This is a genomic window from Algimonas ampicilliniresistens (assembly GCF_030159955.1).
Taxonomy (GTDB): domain Bacteria; phylum Pseudomonadota; class Alphaproteobacteria; order Caulobacterales; family Maricaulaceae; genus Litorimonas; species Litorimonas ampicilliniresistens.
Map to the genome: position 1 here is coordinate 1,177,503 of NZ_BSNK01000001.1, position 17,691 is coordinate 1,195,193.

The 17,691-nt window shown below is 56.1% G+C and carries 15 protein-coding genes; 8 read left to right on the forward strand and 7 right to left on the reverse strand.

Going from position 1 to position 17,691, the window contains the following annotated elements; translation table 11 throughout:
• The first annotated feature begins 76 nt into the window (after positions 1-76).
• Positions 77-1,459, forward strand: a complete 1,383-nt coding sequence (locus QQL54_RS05480; protein ID WP_348520707.1) for a class II 3-deoxy-7-phosphoheptulonate synthase — start codon at positions 77-79, stop codon at positions 1,457-1,459.
• Here QQL54_RS05480 and QQL54_RS05485 read toward each other — a convergent pair.
• From QQL54_RS05485 to QQL54_RS05495, 3 genes are all read right to left on the reverse strand, one after another.
• Positions 1,456-2,268, reverse strand: a complete 813-nt coding sequence (locus QQL54_RS05485; RefSeq protein ID WP_284388432.1) for a hypothetical protein — start codon at positions 2,266-2,268, stop codon at positions 1,456-1,458. The two genes, QQL54_RS05480 and QQL54_RS05485, sit on opposite strands and share 4 nt — an antisense overlap.
• Before the next feature lie 84 nt (positions 2,269-2,352).
• Entirely contained in the window at positions 2,353-3,135 is a 783-nt protein-coding gene (locus QQL54_RS05490; protein ID WP_284388435.1) for a hypothetical protein, read from the reverse strand.
• Between the two features lie 69 nt (positions 3,136-3,204).
• Positions 3,205-3,471 carry an HU family DNA-binding protein gene (locus QQL54_RS05495; protein WP_284388437.1) on the reverse strand — a complete coding sequence of 89 codons (267 nt, stop codon included), beginning with the start codon at positions 3,469-3,471 and terminating at the stop codon, positions 3,205-3,207.
• A 248-nt stretch (positions 3,472-3,719) separates the two neighbouring features.
• Between QQL54_RS05495 and QQL54_RS05500 the strand changes: the two genes are divergently transcribed.
• Both QQL54_RS05500 and QQL54_RS05505 read left to right on the forward strand, forming a co-directional pair.
• On the forward strand, positions 3,720-4,622 hold the full coding sequence (locus tag QQL54_RS05500; RefSeq protein WP_284388439.1) for a Gfo/Idh/MocA family protein: 903 nt from the start codon (positions 3,720-3,722) through the stop codon (positions 4,620-4,622).
• The gene (locus QQL54_RS05505) at positions 4,619-5,818 is read left to right on the forward strand and encodes a serine hydrolase domain-containing protein (protein ID WP_284388441.1); all 1,200 of its coding nucleotides are present in this window, start codon (positions 4,619-4,621) and stop codon (positions 5,816-5,818) included. Before QQL54_RS05500 ends, QQL54_RS05505 begins: the two co-directional genes overlap by 4 nt.
• A gap of 56 nt (positions 5,819-5,874) precedes the next feature.
• On the opposite strand, the gene QQL54_RS05510 is transcribed toward QQL54_RS05505, so the two are convergent.
• A complete protein-coding gene (locus QQL54_RS05510) occupies positions 5,875-7,887 on the reverse strand; it encodes a peroxidase family protein (protein WP_284388442.1) in 2,013 nt (670 codons plus the stop codon).
• A 207-nt stretch (positions 7,888-8,094) separates the two neighbouring features.
• On the opposite strand from QQL54_RS05510, the gene QQL54_RS05515 reads away from it, so the two are divergent.
• From QQL54_RS05515 to QQL54_RS05525, 3 genes are read left to right on the forward strand one after another with little or no spacing between them, the layout of a single operon-like run.
• Positions 8,095-9,756 carry an NAD+ synthase gene (locus QQL54_RS05515; RefSeq protein ID WP_284388444.1) on the forward strand — a complete coding sequence of 554 codons (1,662 nt, stop codon included), beginning with the start codon at positions 8,095-8,097 and terminating at the stop codon, positions 9,754-9,756.
• Positions 9,757-9,805: 49 nt separating this feature from the next.
• The gene (gene gltX / locus QQL54_RS05520) at positions 9,806-11,152 is read left to right on the forward strand and encodes a glutamate--tRNA ligase (protein WP_284388446.1); all 1,347 of its coding nucleotides are present in this window, start codon (positions 9,806-9,808) and stop codon (positions 11,150-11,152) included.
• Positions 11,153-12,079, forward strand: coding sequence for a phytoene/squalene synthase family protein (locus QQL54_RS05525; protein ID WP_284388448.1), 927 nt, complete (start codon positions 11,153-11,155; stop codon positions 12,077-12,079).
• A gap of 6 nt (positions 12,080-12,085) precedes the next feature.
• Here QQL54_RS05525 and trpE read toward each other — a convergent pair whose 3' ends face one another.
• Positions 12,086-13,552, reverse strand: a complete 1,467-nt coding sequence (trpE, locus tag QQL54_RS05530; protein WP_284388450.1) for an anthranilate synthase component I — start codon at positions 13,550-13,552, stop codon at positions 12,086-12,088.
• Positions 13,553-13,576: 24 nt separating this feature from the next.
• Positions 13,577-15,574 (reverse strand): peptidylprolyl isomerase, encoded by a 1,998-nt coding sequence (locus QQL54_RS05535; protein ID WP_284388452.1) that lies wholly within the window; start codon positions 15,572-15,574, stop codon positions 13,577-13,579.
• 21 nt (positions 15,575-15,595) lie between these two features.
• Here QQL54_RS05535 and tpiA point away from each other — a divergent pair, with 21 nt between their 5' ends.
• Together tpiA and QQL54_RS05545 are read left to right on the forward strand one after the other, a co-directional pair.
• The gene (gene tpiA / locus QQL54_RS05540) at positions 15,596-16,309 is read left to right on the forward strand and encodes a triose-phosphate isomerase (protein WP_284388454.1); all 714 of its coding nucleotides are present in this window, start codon (positions 15,596-15,598) and stop codon (positions 16,307-16,309) included.
• A gap of 73 nt (positions 16,310-16,382) precedes the next feature.
• A complete protein-coding gene (locus QQL54_RS05545) occupies positions 16,383-17,354 on the forward strand; it encodes a PAN domain-containing protein (RefSeq protein ID WP_284388455.1) in 972 nt (323 codons plus the stop codon).
• Here the strand turns inward: QQL54_RS05545 and QQL54_RS05550 are convergent.
• The gene (locus QQL54_RS05550) at positions 17,351-17,674 is read right to left on the reverse strand and encodes a hypothetical protein (protein WP_284388458.1); all 324 of its coding nucleotides are present in this window, start codon (positions 17,672-17,674) and stop codon (positions 17,351-17,353) included. The two genes, QQL54_RS05545 and QQL54_RS05550, sit on opposite strands and share 4 nt — an antisense overlap.
• Positions 17,675-17,691: the final 17 nt, after the last annotated feature.

The following is a 17,691-nucleotide window of genomic DNA, read 5'->3' on the forward strand; positions in this document are numbered from 1 at the left end:
CCGATCCGCGCAAAATCTTGCTAGAGACCCGCTCCAGCGCGGCAAATGGGTGCGTTGGAAGTAGACAGGACACCGCATCATGCAAAAATGGACCCCGTCCAGCTGGCGCACGAAACCCGCTCGGCACATTCCGGCAGACTATCCCGATGTCGATGCGCTCGACGCGGTCGAAACAACGCTGCGAGGCTATCCTCCGCTGGTTTTTGCTGGTGAAGCGCGCCGTTTGAAGTCGCGTTTGGCGGATGTGGCCTTAGGCAAGGCCTTCCTACTTCAAGGCGGCGATTGCGCCGAGAGTTTCAAAGAATTCCACCCAGACAATCTGCGCGATATGTTCCGCGTGATGATGCAAATGGCGGTTGTTCTGACCTATGGCGGCGGGCAGCCAGTCGTGAAGGTTGGACGCATTGCCGGACAGTTCGGCAAGCCGCGAAGCTCCCCCGTTGAAGTGCGCGACGGCATCACCCTGCCGAGCTATCGCGGTGATAATATCAATGGGATGGAGTTTGACCCGGTGACGCGGGCACCGGATCCGGAACGCTTGCTTAAGGCTTATGGCCAGTCGGCTGCGACGCTCAACCTGCTGCGCGCGTTCTCGACCGGGGGTTATGCGGACTTGCGCAACATCCATAAATGGACGCTTGGTTTCGTGTCAGACACGGCGGTCAGTCAGCGTTATGAAGACCTCTGCAATACTATCAGCGACGCGCTCGACTTCATGGAAGCTTGTGGCGTGACCCCGCAATCGACCCCGCAAATGGCCGCGACAGATTACTACACGTCGCATGAGGGGCTGCTGCTCGGTTACGAAGAAGCGATGACCCGGATCGATAGTACGACCGGTCGTTGGTATGACACGTCGGCACATATGCTCTGGATTGGTAATCGGACGCGTCAGCTTGACCACGCCCATGTCGAATTCTTCCGGGGCATTGAGAACCCAATTGCGATGAAAATTGGCGACGGTTTAGAGCCGGATGAGTTGCTACGCCTGACGGACGTGCTGAACCCGGATAATGATCCCGGACGGCTGACTCTGATCGCGCGCTATGGCCACGACAAGGTTGCGCAAGGGCTACCGACTTTGGCCCGCGCGATCAAAGCCGCTGGCAAACATGTCGTTTGGTCCTGCGATCCTATGCACGGCAATACGATTAAAACAGAGAGCGGGTATAAGACGCGTCCGGTCGACCACATCATGAGCGAAGTTCGTACCTTCATGCAGGTTTTGCATAGCGAAGGCTGCTGGCCTGGCGGTGTGCATTTTGAAATGACGGGCCAAAACGTCACGGAATGTATCGGTGGTTCGGCGCGCGTTGTGCGCGAAGAAGATCTGTCGTCTCGTTATCACACCCATTGCGACCCGCGCCTCAACGCCGATCAAGCGCTAGAACTCGCGTTCTTGATTGCGGAAGAACTACGTGGCTACCGCAAAGGTGAGGGCGCGCGACTGGCGGGTTAAGGGGCTTGCAACAGACCGGCGTCTTTGGCCGCTCTGGCAGCCTCAATTGCATCAGGAGCGATGACGATTGTCATAGCGATTAAGCTTGCGAGCAGGTTCGCGACGAAGACACTGACGAATAATATCAACATCAGAACAATTGATTTTGGAACGGCACTATCGAGGGGCTGTCCGGCAAATGGTCCTCGGAGGGCTGTCATGGTATAAAGGCCTACCATCACACCGATCTGTAAGATCGATAAAGTAACAATCCAGTTTTTCGGGGCCATAACGACAAGAATTGTCAGAACCAAATTCACCAATGTTGCCGGTATGATGATGGCAAAGAGGTACCGAAGGCGGACAACGTAAGTCAGAGGTTCGCCCCAAAAACGGATGAATGTTGCTAGAAGCATCATGATCACGACCATGAAAAAAGGTTCGATGATAAGCGTGATATCGAACATCTCTTGAAGAGACTGGTCCCAATCAATCTGAACGATTTCAGAGGCTTTATCACCAGCGCCTGCATTAAACCCAGCCTCAGCCTGTGCGCTCATAGCCTGCATGAAGGCTCCATCCGCTTCACCCCAAAAGAAGCGAGTCGCTGCGGTTATTGCGATAAGGCCCAACCAAAGACGGGGAGACGGCGTGAATGACTGTCGGCCCCAGTCTAATGTTTTGGCGGCGTTGAAATATCTGACCGGGGATGTGAACAAAGTCTTGAAGGACTGAAAGCTACGGATGTTCAAACCAAATAGATCTTCAAGCAATTCTTCAAATCCGGCTTTCGCGTCGGGCTGCATGGTCTCCGGTCGTTTATCTGTCATTGGCTCAATCTCTGAATGAAAAAAGCTCTTGGGCTAAGCCAGAGTTTTTCGAATGGATGGACGTCAGAAATAGGAGAACAATCATTACAGCTGGACGATTTCCATGATGATCGGGAAGCTTGCAATAAGCATACTGATGATCTGAGCGATGAAGATCCCAACAAGCATGATCAAAGCCATCACAATACTCATGCCGACGCGGTCCTTTTCAAAATCTCGCATGGGACCACGATAGGCTGTAATCGCGTAGACGACGCCAATCACGACCAACTGAATATTGGTGTACGCCGTGTAGAATGACGGTGGAGCGAGGTAGCTCAAAACTGTCGTCGTCAGACCTAAAACCGATGCTGGGACAATAACACCGAAGATGTAACGCTGGCTCACGACAAAGTTCTCGCCGTTACGCCAAGGTCTGAAAATGGCTGAGAGTAGCAAAAAAACCGCAATGAAGATGACCGGATAGATCAGCATGTTGCGGGTGTTGATCCGCTTCGCGGCGTCCAACATGTTATAATTATTGAGCGCCTCGATATTGGCGCCGTCTTGCTTGATCTGAATGTCGACAAATGCGCGCGGTATCTGCGTGATACTGTCCATATAGCTGCTGGCGTCTGCAGCCCATATGAATTGGAGCGCAATCATGATGGTCATGATGCTGAGCCAAATCCGAAGGGCTGGGGTGAACCGACCTTGCCAATCGCCGTGACGTGCGGCTTCGAAATAATCAGTCGGGTCGACAATCAATGTCCAGATGCTCTTCAACCCCTTTATGCTGATCCCAAAAATATCGTCGAGAAAGTCATCGAAACCGACACGCTTGACCGTATCTGGCTTCGGCTCAGACGTTTCTTTCATCTTGGTCATCGGTCTCTCACAATCAAAAAAGCCGCCCCGAAGTCCGGAGCGGCTGAACGTGTTGAAGCTGGTTGCAGCTTAGAGGTCTTTCAGACCCACGCTTGGCTTAAACTGAGCGGAGGTCTTCGCCTTGCTCATCATTTTTTGGCCTGTCTGTGGGTTGCGCATTTCGCGCGACGGGCGGTGCTTGGCGATAAATTTGCCAAAGCCAGGTAGGTTCACTTCATTGCCAGACTTAAGTTCGCCTGTGATGATGTCGAGCATACCGTTGACCATGTCACCAGCTGCGGCTTGTGTTGTGTCGCAATGGTCAGCCACTTTAGCGACGAGTTCTTTCTTATTCATCGGGGGTACTCCTTCGATGTGGGCCTAGCGGCGACGTGCCGGAGGCGATTGGCAAAACCGTAAGCAATTCTAGGAAGCTGTCACCAAAAACCCAGCAAAACCGGGGTTTTTTGGCTGTATAAGCGCTTTTTTGTCATTCGGAGGCGATGAAAATGGGTCGATGGGTCGCGAATCCGGCTCAAAAACCGAATCATAAGCCGATTAAAAACGTGGCTTGTCCTCCCGATTCTCACCCTTAAGACAGCCGAATGAGCACTGTTTTAAATGTCGGAGTCGTCGGGGCCGGGGTCTTTGCGGGCTATCATGCCAACAAGGTGATGGACCACCCACGGGCCGTGTTGACTGGTATTTTCGATCGCACGGCCGCCAATGCAGAGGCGCTTTCGGAGACACATAATGTCGCCTCTGTCGCGAGCGTTAAAGCTCTCGCAGAGCTGTCTGATGCCCTCATCATTGCCGTCCCGGCCAGCCATCATACAGGGGCGGCTTTGGAAGGACTTGAAGGCGGTTGTCATCTATTGGTCGAAAAGCCGTTGGCGTGTTCCGTTGAGGACGCGACATCCATTAGAGACCGTGCCCAGCAACAAGGGCGCGTGCTGCAAGTGGGTCATCAAGAACGGATCGTGATGAAGGCGATTGGGTTGGGGTCCGTGACAGAGCGACCGACGCAGATCGACATTATCCGCCACACGCCGCGCGCCACGCGCAACCTGGACACAAGCGTTGTCATGGATCTGATGGTCCATGATCTCGACTTACTGCAATCACTCTACGGCACGCCGGACTGGATCAACACAGAAGCGGCCCGGCGTGTTTACTCAGATGAGTTGGACGTGGTCAGAGCGGAACTCGGCTATGCCGATATGACGGCCTATCTGTCCGCCTCGCGCGATAGTGACGGCGAGCGGCGTTGGGTGCTGCGTTATCCAAGCGGCACAGTCGAGATCGACTTCGGACTGAAAACGGTGCGCCATGACACGGGCTTTTCGCTCAATGAGAATTTCGGCAGCTTGCCGGAGGTGCAGGATAATCTCGGCGCGGCCTTTGACTATTTCGTCCGCGCCTGCCTTGACGGTGCAGCCCCCCTAGCATCAGGTGAAGACGGGATCGCAGCCGTTAAAGCGGCCGCCCAAATTGAGGGATCATCATGAGCCGAATAGTTCGAATTATTCTCATCCTTGCAGCGGCATTGATCGCTATCGGCGCGGCGCTGTTTTTCGCCAAAGGAGACGATATAAAGCGTCTGGCGACTGTGAACACGCTGTTCGACGCCGATAAAATTGTCGACAATTTCTCCAATATGGATCGGGCGTTTTTGACCCATGATCTGACTGTGCCGATCCGAGATGACTGGACAGTGGAGGAGGCCGCGCTTCCGACGACTGTCAATATTGCCGGGACTGAGCGAGTTTTAGCTGAGGTGCTGGACGAACTCGATACAACCGCATTGGTGATCGTCCGGAATGGCAAGATCATTCACGAAAGCTATTACCGCGATACGGGTCCTGATGACCGCAGGATCAGCTGGTCCGTCGCGAAGTCTTACATGTCGGGCCTTTATGGCAACGCGCTCGCGGACGGTACGATTGGCAGCCTTGATGATGAGGTTACGAGCTATGTGCCAGCGCTTAAAGGCACCGCCTATGAAGGGGCGAGCCTGCGCAATATTCTGAATATGAGTTCAGGCATCCGTTATGATGAAGATTATCTCGATCAATCCTCCGACATCAACAAAATGGGCCGCACGGTCGCGCTTGGCGGGTCGCTGGATGATTATACTACGACGCTGAAAGAGCGTCAGTTTGAGCCGGGCTCTGACTGGCAATATGTGTCAATGGATACGCATGTCGCGGCCTGGGCGCTGCGCAACGCGACAGGGCGCAACCTTCATGATCTCTGGGAAGAGACTTACGCGCCGCTCGGTTTCCGTCAGCAGCCCTTCTATCTAGTCGATGGCAAAGACACGGCCTTCGCGCTTGGCGGACTGAACCTGACCACACGCGACTATGCCAAGTTCGGACAGCTGTTCCTGCAAGGCGGTGAGTGGAACGGACAGCAGCTCATCTCGCGAGAGTGGGTCGAGGCCTCCACCGCACACAGTGCGCCCGCTCTCTCAGACCGAGGCGTAGGCTATGGCTATCAATGGTGGGTGCCCATGCCGGCGGATCAGGACTATTTCGCGGTCGGAGTTTACGGCCAATATATCTACATCGATCCGAAGACGAATATCGTCATCGCCAAGAATGCCGCGGACCGCGAATTCATGTTTCCCGATGAGGTCGGGACCCATTCGATGAACAAGAATATCGAACTGATGCGGAGCCTCGCGTCTCAGCTGGGGCAGTAAAAACCAGCCCGCACAATATTGCGCGGACTGGTCAGGAGAGACCGTTTGTTTCACTGCTATGGGGCGATGAAGACATTGTCCTGTAACTCGTTCCCGACATCCGTATTGGCACGGATGACGCGCGCGAGTGTTGTGCCACGAACACGGTCCATTTCGGCTGGAGTGAGGTCATTCTCGTACCAGAAACGGTCACCATCTCTCAATTCAGTGAACTGACGGGCGATAATGGCTTGGAAGAGTGGGCCGAGTTGAGACGCCCCGACAGCGTCTTCAGACAGTCCGCCCACCCAAAGATCAATATCATCGACAGAGCTATAGGTTGCGGACAGTGACGCGACTGTATCGGCATTTGACGATATGTCGCCAAAACTCAGTACGGCGGGCAGGCCCATCGCAACGCGCATACTATTATAATCGGGCAGGCCGTGATCGCGCCCGCGCTGAATATTCAGCGATGCCAGATCGAGCCCGCCGTCACCGGGGGCTCCAAACAGGAAGTTGCGTAGATCATCCACGATCATTTCGTCGAGTGCCTGATGTCTCTGCGTGGCGAGACCGCGCAGGATCGGATCGATCGAGCTTTCGCTCGTCAAAATCATCGGGGCGGTGAAGAAGGCTGCGGACAGATCAATATGTCCGCCTGCGATCTCATTTCCAGACGCATCAAGACGCAACAACCGTTCATTGAGCATGGAATGGCCCAGCCGGAAGGACGCGCCACTGAACTCATTGTAGATGCTTGGATTGATCGCTGCATCATAGCCTGCATAGGCCGGGATCGCCCCGGACCCGATCAGGACCGGTAGCCATTCATTATAGGTGATCATCTGAATTTTCGCGACAACCAGACGCCGGGTTAGCTCGAAGATTTCATCCGCAGTATTGTTGGGGAAATCATCGGCCAAAGCCTCGGCGATGCGGTTGTGTTCGCGCACCCAGAGTGTGTGCATTGTCGCGAGAGCAAGCTGTTCATTTGCGCGAATATCGCCAGCCAAGAATAATCGCGTAGGATCGGTGATAAAGCCGTTCGCATTGGTCAGCGATGTCTCATTGAACGGAAGCAGATTGCCTTCGCTCGTCTTGAGCAGGGGACTCTCACTCCCCACACGGAGCGCAGTAATGCGCTCATCGCTCGACCCATAGATCATTGAACCATCGATCCATGAGGTGATTTCATTCTCCTGTTCTCTGGGATTGGCGGCCGTAAAACCTGTATTTGGATCGAAAAGTGCCCGGTTGAAACTGATGACGGCTGTGCCGGTGCTGTCGGGGTCAAAGTGAACATCCCCTGCCGATACGATGATATCCGCAGATTCTTCTGCGCCATCGGTCAGGTCGATATCGTGGTCGAGGAACTGGCCCCACTGCCAGACGAAATCGGTCCCGTCGAAAGTATTGGGTATCGAGACACCATCATTCTGACTAATCACCTGATTGGACACGTCGCGGGCGTTGATTCGTGCGGCTCCAGCGAGCGAGCTGACGCCGTCTCCATAGGCGCTGTTGGCTAGACGTTGCAGGTGAATAAAGCTCGCGCCCCATTCGGTATTGGCGACATTATTGTTGCTGCCATCATAGGTCCGTACCTCGCGGCTATCGAACATCCGACGGCCTTCCCGGTTTCCGCGTGCATTTCCGCGGCGATTGCGACCATTGTCCGGAATGCCTTGTGGGGAGGGGCCTACGGGACCGTCACCGACATTATTGATGACGATATTGATCTGATCCGTTGCCGTTCGATTGTCGCTGGTGCGTACCTCAACTTGCAACGCGACGGTTTCATCGCGGCGCACGCTGGGAGCTGCAAAATTGAGGTTTAGGGAATTGCTATTCCTAAGATCGACCATCGGACCTGAGAGTTGAGACCATTCAATCGTTGCACCTGTACCGCCGCCTGACGATTGCGCGGTGACGGAGACAGGCTGTCGCTCGTTTGCGCTTATGTCAGCCCCGGCGTTGACGAACAAAGCCTGCGTTGCCGTTGTGGTTGAGGGTGAATCGTCACCGCCGCATGCAGTAAGTGATGCGGTAATGACACAGATAGCGGAGGTGGAAAGATGTCTGTTCATGATGCTGTCCCTTCATTAGCCCCCTATCGCTACCAACCGGATTTTGCGGCTAATGTTTCCAAAACATGTCCAGTCGGCAATAATACGGTAGGGTGAACAAAATATAAGAATCACCATTTTCCGGCGAATCCAATGTTACATTTTCGAGAATCCAAATGGCCTGTGACGGAGATGGACCTATCCGATAGGACCGCTTAAACGGCGCACATGGTTCAATCGCTTCGCATCGCATCCTGCCAACTCAACCCTACTGTTGGAGACATTTGGGGGAATGAGGCGAAGATTGCTGAAGGCTATGAACGCGCCAAAGCGGACGGTGCGGATATTGCGATTTTCCCGGAACTGATGATCCTTGGCTATCCGCCTGAAGACCTCGTTCTTCGTCCGACTGTGATTGAGGATTGTCGCAAGGCTTGCGAGCGACTGGCCGCCGCAACGCTGGATGGCCCGGCGCTCCTCACCACATCACCGTGGCAGGAACATGGTAATCTCTACAATGCGGCGCTGTGGATGGAAGCGGGCGCAATCCAACATGTTCGGTTGAAACATCACTTACCGAATTATGGGGTATTCGATGAAGCGAGGGTATTTTCGCGCGGGCCGTTACCAGCGCCCATCGAATTTCGGGGCTACAAAATCGGTCTGCCGATCTGCGAAGACCTCTGGCAGCCGGGGGTCGCGGATCATCTCGCGGAGCAGGGTGCGGAGATCATGCTATCGCCCAATGGGTCGCCGTGGCGTCGCACGGCACATGCGGAACGGACCGCTGCGCTGGGCGAAAAGGTATTCAATGAGGGTCTGCCGCTCGTCTATGTCAATCAGATTGGAGGGCAGGATGAGCTCGTCTTTGACGGGTCAAGCTGGTCGATGGCAGCGGATGGCACCATCGTGCAGTCGCTCAAAAGCTTCGTTGAGGATTATGACGTTGCCGATTGGGAAAAGCGCAAGGGTCGTTGGACCTGCGTTTCGGCAAAGCGCGAGGATCACCTGTCAGGACTAGAGGCCGACTGGCGCGCCTGCTGTCTCGGACTGGGCGATTATGTCAATAAAAACGGGTTCAAGCAGATCGTACTCGGCCTATCGGGCGGCGTGGATAGCGCTATTTGCGCGGCGATTGCGGCAGACGCGCTCGGCCCGGACCGGGTTTGGTGTGTGATGATGCCGAGTGAATATACCTCCTCGGATAGTCTGGAAGATGCGAAGCTCTGCGCGGAACAGCTCGGCGTCCGTTATGACGTCATCGCCATTCGTCCGGCTCGCGACGCGTTTGCAGATATGCTGGAGCCTTTGTTCGATGGGTTGGAGCCCGATACGACCGAAGAGAATATCCAGTCCCGCATTCGCGGCCTGACTCTGATGGCGCTGTCCAATAAATTTGGCCCGATGTTGGTCACGACTGGGAATAAGAGCGAAATGGCGGTGGGTTACGCCACCATCTATGGCGACATGTCGGGCGGTTATAATCCGATCAAGGACATCTACAAGACTGAGGTCTTCGCGCTTTGTAACTGGCGCAATGAGCATAATCCGGACGACATGTTAGGCGGCGAGCAGCCGATCCCAGAGCGGATCATCACGAAACCGCCCTCAGCGGAATTACGCGAAGATCAGAAAGATAGCGACTCGCTGCCCGACTATCCGGTCTTGGACGATATCCTTATGGGGTTGATCGAGCAGGAACTCCCTGTCGAAGCCATTGTCGCGCGCGGTCATGCGCAAGAAGATGTCATGCGGATTCAGCGCTTACTCTATATCGCGGAATATAAACGCCGGCAGGCGCCGCCCGGCGTCAAAATTGGATCAAAGAATTTTGGCCGCGACCGCCGCTATCCGATCACCAATCGCTACCGCGATCGGTTCGGGGACTAGCCGCCCCTTCCGGTTGCCATCCACGAACCACCCTCCTAAAGCCCGCGCCATGTCCACATCTGCATCCCAAACCCGTGTTCGCTTCGCCCCCAGCCCAACAGGCAAACTCCATGTCGGCAATGTCCGCACGGCACTGATGAATGTGCTGCACGCGCGTAGCACGGGCGGCATTTTCATTCTGCGCATCGACGACACGGATGTGGCGCGCGGCACGCAGGAAAATGAAGATGCGATCCGTGATGATTTGACCTGGCTCGGCATGCATTGGCAGGAGACGTTCAGCCAGTCCAAACGCTTCAGTCTTTATGACGAAGCCGCTGAAAAACTGAAGGAAATAGGCTTGCTCTATCCGGCCTATGACACGGCGGAAGAGCTGGATCGCCAACGCAAGCTGCAAGGCGTTCAAGGTAAGCCACCGATTTATGACCGTCGGGCGTTAGACCTGACGGACGAGCAAAGAGCCGCCTATGAGGCCGAAGGACGGCAGCCGCATTGGCGGTTCAAATTGTCGGGTAATCCAGTGACGTGGACCGATTTGGTTCGAGGTGAGCAGACGGTTGAAACCAGCAGCCTGTCTGATCCAGTCCTGATCCGCGGTGACGGCACCTATCTCTACACCTTGCCGAGCGTGTTTGATGATATCGAATCCGGTATTACCCATGTCATTCGCGGCGAAGATCATGTGACCAATTCTGGCGCTCAGATTGAAATTTTCCGCGCTCTTGGCGGTAAGGAGCCGATCTTCGCCCACACACCGCTGCTGGTCGACAAAGACGGCGGGAAGCTCTCCAAACGCCTTGATAGCCTCTCCATGCGTCAGCTGCGTGACGAGGGCTATGAGCCGATGGCGATCCTCAGCCTGCTTGCTAAGATCGGCACGTCCGATCCGGTCGAGGAGCGGTTCACGATCAAACAGTTGGCGGAAGAATTCTCTTTCAGCAAAATCGGCCGCGCTCCGGCTCGGTTTGATGATGCTGAATTGCGCGGTCTCAACGCCAAAATCCTGCACGAAATGACCTATGATCAGGTCAAAGAACGGCTGGATGCGCTGGGTGTCGAAGGCGGCGAACAATTCTGGCTGTCGATTCGCGACAATGTCGAAGTCGTCGATGATGCGGCTGGTTGGAATGCGACGCTCTATGCACCGATGGCAGGCATCATTGAGGCTGACGACAAAGCTTTCTGCGATACGGCGGCGGAACTGCTGGGCGATGACACGGATTGGTCAGATTTAATTCGCAAGCTCAAGGACAATACGGACCGCAAGGGCAAGGGATTGTTCATGCCGTTGCGTAAAGCGCTGACAGGCCGAAACCACGGACCCGAAATGGGACGGATCCTAGCCTTGATGGGCGCAGATCGAGCGCGAGCCAGACTGCGTGGTGAGACCGCCTAAGTGACTGACACTCTGGCGCAGCAAGGGCGCGCTTCGATCAAGGCGGGCAGTAAGAGCTTCGCGCTCGCCTCTAAAGTTCTACCGCCGCGCATTCGCGATGATGCGTCTATGCTCTATGCATGGTGCCGCTATTGCGATGATGTGATCGACGGTCAGGAAATGGGCCACGGCCAGGTTGAGGATTACCGGGACGGGCAGGGCGAACGGCTTGAAGAGCTGCGCACGAAGACGACAGCTGCACTCGCCGGGCAGGCTACAGACCCCATCTTTCAAGGCCTGGCCAAAGTCATGGAGCGCAACGCCATTCCGCATCGCCATGCCTATGAGCTGCTCAAAGGGTTTGAGATGGATGCGGCGGAGCGCGTCTATCGTTCGGTCGATGATATTCTCGACTATTCCTACCACGTCGCGGGCGTTGTTGGCGTGATGATGGCGATGATTATGGGTGTGCGGGACGAGGCGACCCTAGATCGGGCCAGCGATTTGGGCCTCGCCTTTCAACTGACCAATATCTCGCGAGACGTGATTGACGATGCCAAGGCCGGACGGGTGTTCGTGCCGCAAGACTTGCTCTTGGCTCACGGCGCCCCGATCGCACCGGATCTGTTGATGCAGCCGCAAAACTGGCCGGCCGCGCACCTTGCAACCGTTGATCTGCTGGATGTGGCAGAAGCCTATTACGCGTCGGCGCGGACCGGCATTCGCGAACTCCCGTTCCGCTGTGCGTGGGCGATAAGTGCCGCGCTCAAAGTCTACCGCGAAATCGGGCAAGTGCTGCGTCGCGGCGGGCCTGATGCTTGGCAGGGCCGGGTCGGCGCCAGTTCGGCGCGTAAAATGCGTCTGGCTTTGAGGGCCGGTGGCCCTGCATTGCTGCGTGCGACGGTTAAAGATGCGCCGCGTGATGGCTTCTATCAGCGACCGTCCTAAGACGGGCTAGTTACGATCGAACCGAACGCTTTGCTCCGCCGCTCGGAAGAGAGCGGTCGCTTTTTGCCTCGTCTCAGCCCATTCATATTCCGGTGTTGAATCGAGCACGATCCCGGCGCCTGCGCGGACGTGTAGCGTGTTGTCTTTCACAATCCCGGTGCGCAGTGCGATGGCTGTGTCCATATCGCCATTGGCGCTGATATAGCCGACAGCGCCCGCATAGATGCCACGCTTTTCGTCTTCCAATTCATCAATGATTTCCATCGCCCGGACTTTTGGCGCACCGGAGACGGTACCCGCCGGGAACCCGGCCATCAGCGCGTCGATACAATCTAGATCGTCGCGGATCTCACCTTCAACATTAGAGACGATATGCATGACGTGGCTGTAGCGCTCGACGATGGAGCGTTCCGTAACGCGGACCGTGCCCGCTTTGGCAACACGGCCAACATCGTTGCGACCGAGGTCGAGGAGCATCAAATGCTCCGCGCACTCTTTCGGATCAGCGAGTAAACTGCGTTCGTTTTCAATGTCTTCTGCAATCGTCTTGCCCCGCGGGCGGGTTCCGGCGATGGGCCGGACCGTGACGATACCGTCGCGCAGACGCACAAGGATTTCCGGACTACTACCGACGATCTGATGGTCATCAAAGTCGAGAAAGTAGAGGAAGGGCGATGGGTTCATCCGGCGCAAGGCGCGGTATAGCGCGAACGGGCTCGCGACCATTGGGGCAGATAGACGCTGGCCGATCACGACCTGAAACACGTCTCCCGCCAGAATATAGTCCCGCGCCGCTTTTACGCGCTTGGCAAATATTGGTAGGTCGGTGCCGAGCTGGGCGTCAATGTCAGGGATTTGAGCGGTCGAGCTGGGGGCTGCCGGTGTCGGGCCTTCTAGATCAGTGATGGTCGTTTCAATGCGGGCCACAGCTGCGTCGTAACCGCCTCCGGGCGGCACCAGCGCGGCAACGATGATTTCCTGCAAGACTTGGTCAAAGATGCAGACTGTGCGGGGTCGGACCATGATCGCGTCCGGGGTGCCAATTGGGTCCGGGTTCGGTGTGGCGAGCACTTCGACGTGGCGGATCATGTCATAGCCGAGATAGCCGAACAGACCCGCCGTCATCGGAGGGAGCCCGTCTGGCAAATCAAAGGCGCATTCCGCGATCAAACGGCGCAGTGCGTCGAGCGGTTTGCCGGACATAGCGGAATAGGCGTTTCCGTCGCGTGATAAGGCCGCCATATCGCCATAGCTGCGCCAGATCAGGTCTGGATCAAAGCCGAAGAAAGAGAAGCGTCCGCGTTGCTCACCACCCTGAACAGATTCGAACAGAAAGGCGTAAGGCCTGCCCAACGCCGCCTTGATGAAGGCAGAAACGGGCGTATCGATATCATTGATGACCCGCGCATAGACGAGCTGCGGCTTATCAGACGGCTGAAACGCCTCGCGCGACGGGGTGAGGGTCGGTGTCATGGGAAAAGATCGGCGGCGGGTGATCTACCCGGCATCTTCCAAGTTCAGCGCTGCACGTAGCTGATCGTCAAACACCATTTGCGGATTATCCGCGATGATGGCTTCTTGATAGGCTTGGCTAATATCTACTGAGAGCTGCTCGGAGACTTGTTCGCGGATGATGTTCAGAATCTGACCACTCACACGCTCATTGCGGTTGGAGATCGTATCGAGAACAGCGACTTCATAAGTCCCTGGAACGACGCCAGGACCGCGACCCACATCACCCGGCTCTCCGTCGAGCATGCCGACGATAACCCCGCGTGACACATCATTGGGCGGTGAGGAACGGCGCAGGGCCAACTCGCGGACATTGACGTCCAGTTCTTCTGCGATCGCTTCGAGTGTTTCACCGTCGCGCAAACGTTTATCGAGTGCGACGCCTTTTTGTGTCAGCGCTTCAGAACGCTTCTGGGATTTCCATAGCGCGACGGCATCGTCGCGAATTTCATCAATCGGTTTGGGTGTGCTGTCGATAATGTCCGTCACGCGGAACACGGCCAGCCCGTTATTGCTAGATGGCACGATGTCGGATTCAAAGCCGATATCGCCCGTGAACACGGCTTGAAGTAATCGATCATCGGCTGCGATCCCGGGGATAACTGAAAACCCAGTCATTTCGACTCCGTCTTGGGTCATGCCGCGGCGATCAATATAGGGATAGGAGGAAAGCGGAACTTCGAGTGTTTCTGCAATTTCTTCCAAGGTCGCACCTTCAAGCAGGCGGTCATCGATCACCCGTTCATAGTCATTGATCGACCGCAGGGCTTCACCTTCGATGACGGCCTCACGCAGTTCTTGTCGCATGGAGTCAAAATCAGGGACTTCTGCCGCGTTGATCTTGCGAACCACGACGACCTCAAAGTTGCCAAATTCGGTCGGTGCAACGCGGGCTTGGCCTTCTTCCGCTTCAAAAGCCGCGACCGAGCTAGCCGCATTGATCAAGCCATCTTCTTTCATATTGTCGAATAGGTCGGGTGTCTGAAGACCGAGCTCAGCCGCGACGGCTGCTGCGGGGTCGCCCGCACTGATCCGGGCCGCAACGAGATTGGCTTGCTCTTGCGTCGGCACAGCAATCACACTGATATCGCGTGTCTCCACAGCCCCGATTTCACCGACGCCCAGCAGCGTGTCAAAGCGCTCCTGTAGTTGCTCTTCGGTCACTTCAATATCTTGGTTGAAATCGAAGGGTTCAATCCGGACCATCAGAAAACGACGATATTCGGGCGCCGTGAAGCGCGCTTGGTTGGCCGTGATGAAGGCGGTCAGTTCTGCATCCGTCGGCTCAGGGATTGGGTCCAAGGCGCTTGCGTTAAACTGAATCAGGCGAGCCAATCGGGACTCATTGATGAAAGTATTATAGCGCTGAGCAAAGTCACTGGGGGCCTTAATACCGCCCATGATGGCGGGGAGGGTCTGGCGCTGGGTCAGCGCGTTGATGACGTCCTGTTCAAAATCAGCCTCAGTCATACGGCTTGCGGCCAGAATGCGTTGCAACTGAACGCGGTCGAATTCTTGCGTAATTTCGTTCTGGAAAGCGTCAATGTCGGCGGCGTAACGGGCGACGTCGCGATTATTCACACCAATACCTAGGCTGGCCGCATCGGCTTCAATCGCCAGTCGTTGCGTGAACTCGCCAACCAGTCGTTGCGGAATACCGCGATCATAGGCTTGTTGCGGAGTAATGCCTTCACCATTCTGCTCCGCAAAGCTCCGCATCTCATCATTAAAGCGGTCCATAAATTCAGCTTGGCCGATCTCGGCGTCCCCGACTTTGACCACAGCATTCGTGCTATTGGGCGAGAACACGTCCTCAATCCCCCAGACCGCGAAGGCCAAGACCAGCATGCCAACGAGCACGCCGACAAGCACTGTCCGGATTTTGGAACCAAAGCCCTTTGGGCGGTTATAAATATCGTCACTAGCCATAGCGCTGCGCTGTAGCAGACCCGGCCCGGCTCGCAAGCGGTTGCGTTCAGTCATCAGAGCCGTCAAACCGACTTTATGAAACAGCTAATCGCCGCGAACTGGAAGATGAATGGGCAGCCTGATTGGGCGGATAAGGTCAGCGCGCTCACCGCGCTGGTACCGGACCCGTCCTGCGATCTGCTGATCTGCCCGCCGCATCCTCTTGTTGGAAGTCTTGCCATCACCGCTGAAGGGACGCCGATTAAGATCGGTGGTCAGGATTGTTCTGAATATGAGGCCGGCGCGCATACGGGTGAAACAGACGCAGCACTGCTGGTCACGCTCGGCGCAACGTATGTGATTGTCGGCCATTCGGAACGCCGTGCGGCGGGTGAAACCGACACACGCGTTAAGGCCAAGGCAGAGCGCGCGATTAATCAGGGGCTCCGCCCGATTGTCTGTGTCGGAGAAAGCCTCGCGCAGCGCGAAGCCGGGGAGGCAGTGTCTGTCGTAACGAACCAGTTAGAGGCGAGCCTGCCTGCGAGCGGCGATTATGACATTGCCTATGAGCCGATCTGGGCCATCGGAACAGGCCGTACCGCCACAGCGGGGGATATCGCGCAGATGCATGCCGCGATTCGAAACGCGGTCGGATCAGGTCCGCGCATTCTTTATGGCGGCTCCGTGAAGCCTGCCAATGCGGTGGAGATATTAAGGACTCCAGAAGTCGGAGGCGCGCTCGTGGGCGGCGCCAGTCTGGACATGGAGAGTTTTTCGAAGATCGCTCACGCAGCAATCTCCGAGCGGTAATCGAAGTTGGAAGGTTAACGACCCGCTAACCATAAGGCGGCAGTCTCAGTCGAAACCGACTCGTGAGACTGCCATGCGCATTGCTTTTCTAACCCTACTGACATCCGTTGCTGCGGCCCCAGCTTTTGCCGCCGACCTCGGAACTTACCGTCCCGGAACGCCCTATCACTCGGTGATTGTGCCGACGGCAGATGTTTGTGAAAGCCAATGTGCAGGCGATGCGCGCTGTCGCGGTTGGAATTATGTGAAGGCCGCGCCGCAAGCATCGGGTGTCTGTGAATTTCAATCTCAGGTTAGCCAGCCGATTTCTAGCGCGATCTCGATTAGTGGCGTTAATGCTTCTGTTGGATACGTGTCGAATCGCATCGTTGCAGGAAACACCAATACGGTGCGTGTCGGAACATCAGTGCCGCCACAACAAACATCGCCCACCGTGACTATATCACAAACGGGGCGTCGTGTCGTGCGTGCGCCTACTCCAAGTCAAACACAGAGGGGGCAGGTCCAACCTAGATTTCAGCCGGCGCTGGATGCCTATACGCCGTCGCGCGCACAACAACGACCGACCACTCAGCCAGCTCTTTCGCGCGGCCCAGCTCGCAACGCACCGCAAGCCCGGTTTCAGCGCCCCGTCGCGCCACAGGCAGCGCCTCGCCAAGCTGCGCTCTCTATAAATCAGCCGCAATATGCTCGACCGCAAATTCAGGGTCGCCCGCCTATTGGACAGACGATCGCACCGCCTCAATCGCAAGTGCAGTCTCAGACTCAATATGAGGCCCAATATCAAACTCACGCCACTCGGCCGGGGCTACAGCCGCAAACCCAGCCCTCCGCGCAGCCCATGCCGCGTGCTTCTGTCAATAATCCTGTGAGCTGGCAAAATCAGCCGCAGCAGAATCTCTATGGCAGTCTTTATGATGATGTTCGCGTGCCCGCATCCAATTCGCCGATGCCGCAAGATCCAAATGCGCCTATTCCAACGGCGACGGCGCGGCCAACAATGCCCGTAGGGCAGGTGCCGCTAGCAGGGGCGAGACCGCGCTAAGCGAGGATTCGTCGGACTCCTGCCACTAAGGCTGCCCCTGACAGGCGGAACCAGCCAAACATAACAAAGATAACGAAGCAAAGTGTCGCCGACGTTTTGAGGCGCATGGCAAGCTCAGGCGATTCATACCCAGCAAGAATTGCGACTTGCTCACCGCCTGCCACGGCGGCGATCAATCCGATAAAGAACCAAGTGCCGACCCAGTAAAAATTGACAAGGGGGGACGGTGTTTTGAGGCGTGTGGGCAGGTAGCACAACGTCACGATAACCACGGTAATCGCCAACATAATGAGCGACGGAAGAAGTGGCGTGAATGACATAGAAAACCTCGAAACGT

Bases quoted from the DNA above. Each gene is read 5' to 3' on its own strand.
- QQL54_RS05485 (WP_284388432.1), bottom strand. From the start codon at position 2,268: ATGACAGATAAACGACCGGAGACCATGCAGCCCGACGCGAAAGCCGGA.
- QQL54_RS05490 (WP_284388435.1), bottom strand. From the start codon at position 3,135: ATGACCAAGATGAAAGAAACGTCTGAGCCGAAGCCAGATACGGTCAAG.
- QQL54_RS05495 (WP_284388437.1), bottom strand. From the start codon at position 3,471: ATGAATAAGAAAGAACTCGTCGCTAAAGTGGCTGACCATTGCGACACA.
- QQL54_RS05500 (WP_284388439.1), top strand. From the start codon at position 3,720: ATGAGCACTGTTTTAAATGTCGGAGTCGTCGGGGCCGGGGTCTTTGCG.
- QQL54_RS05505 (WP_284388441.1), top strand. From the start codon at position 4,619: ATGAGCCGAATAGTTCGAATTATTCTCATCCTTGCAGCGGCATTGATC.
- QQL54_RS05510 (WP_284388442.1), bottom strand. From the start codon at position 7,887: ATGAACAGACATCTTTCCACCTCCGCTATCTGTGTCATTACCGCATCA.
- QQL54_RS05515 (WP_284388444.1), top strand. From the start codon at position 8,095: ATGGTTCAATCGCTTCGCATCGCATCCTGCCAACTCAACCCTACTGTT.
- gltX (WP_284388446.1), top strand. From the start codon at position 9,806: ATGTCCACATCTGCATCCCAAACCCGTGTTCGCTTCGCCCCCAGCCCA.
- trpE (WP_284388450.1), bottom strand. From the start codon at position 13,552: ATGACACCGACCCTCACCCCGTCGCGCGAGGCGTTTCAGCCGTCTGAT.
- QQL54_RS05535 (WP_284388452.1), bottom strand. From the start codon at position 15,574: ATGACTGAACGCAACCGCTTGCGAGCCGGGCCGGGTCTGCTACAGCGC.
- tpiA (WP_284388454.1), top strand. From the start codon at position 15,596: ATGAAACAGCTAATCGCCGCGAACTGGAAGATGAATGGGCAGCCTGAT.
- QQL54_RS05545 (WP_284388455.1), top strand. From the start codon at position 16,383: ATGCGCATTGCTTTTCTAACCCTACTGACATCCGTTGCTGCGGCCCCA.
- QQL54_RS05550 (WP_284388458.1), bottom strand. From the start codon at position 17,674: ATGTCATTCACGCCACTTCTTCCGTCGCTCATTATGTTGGCGATTACC.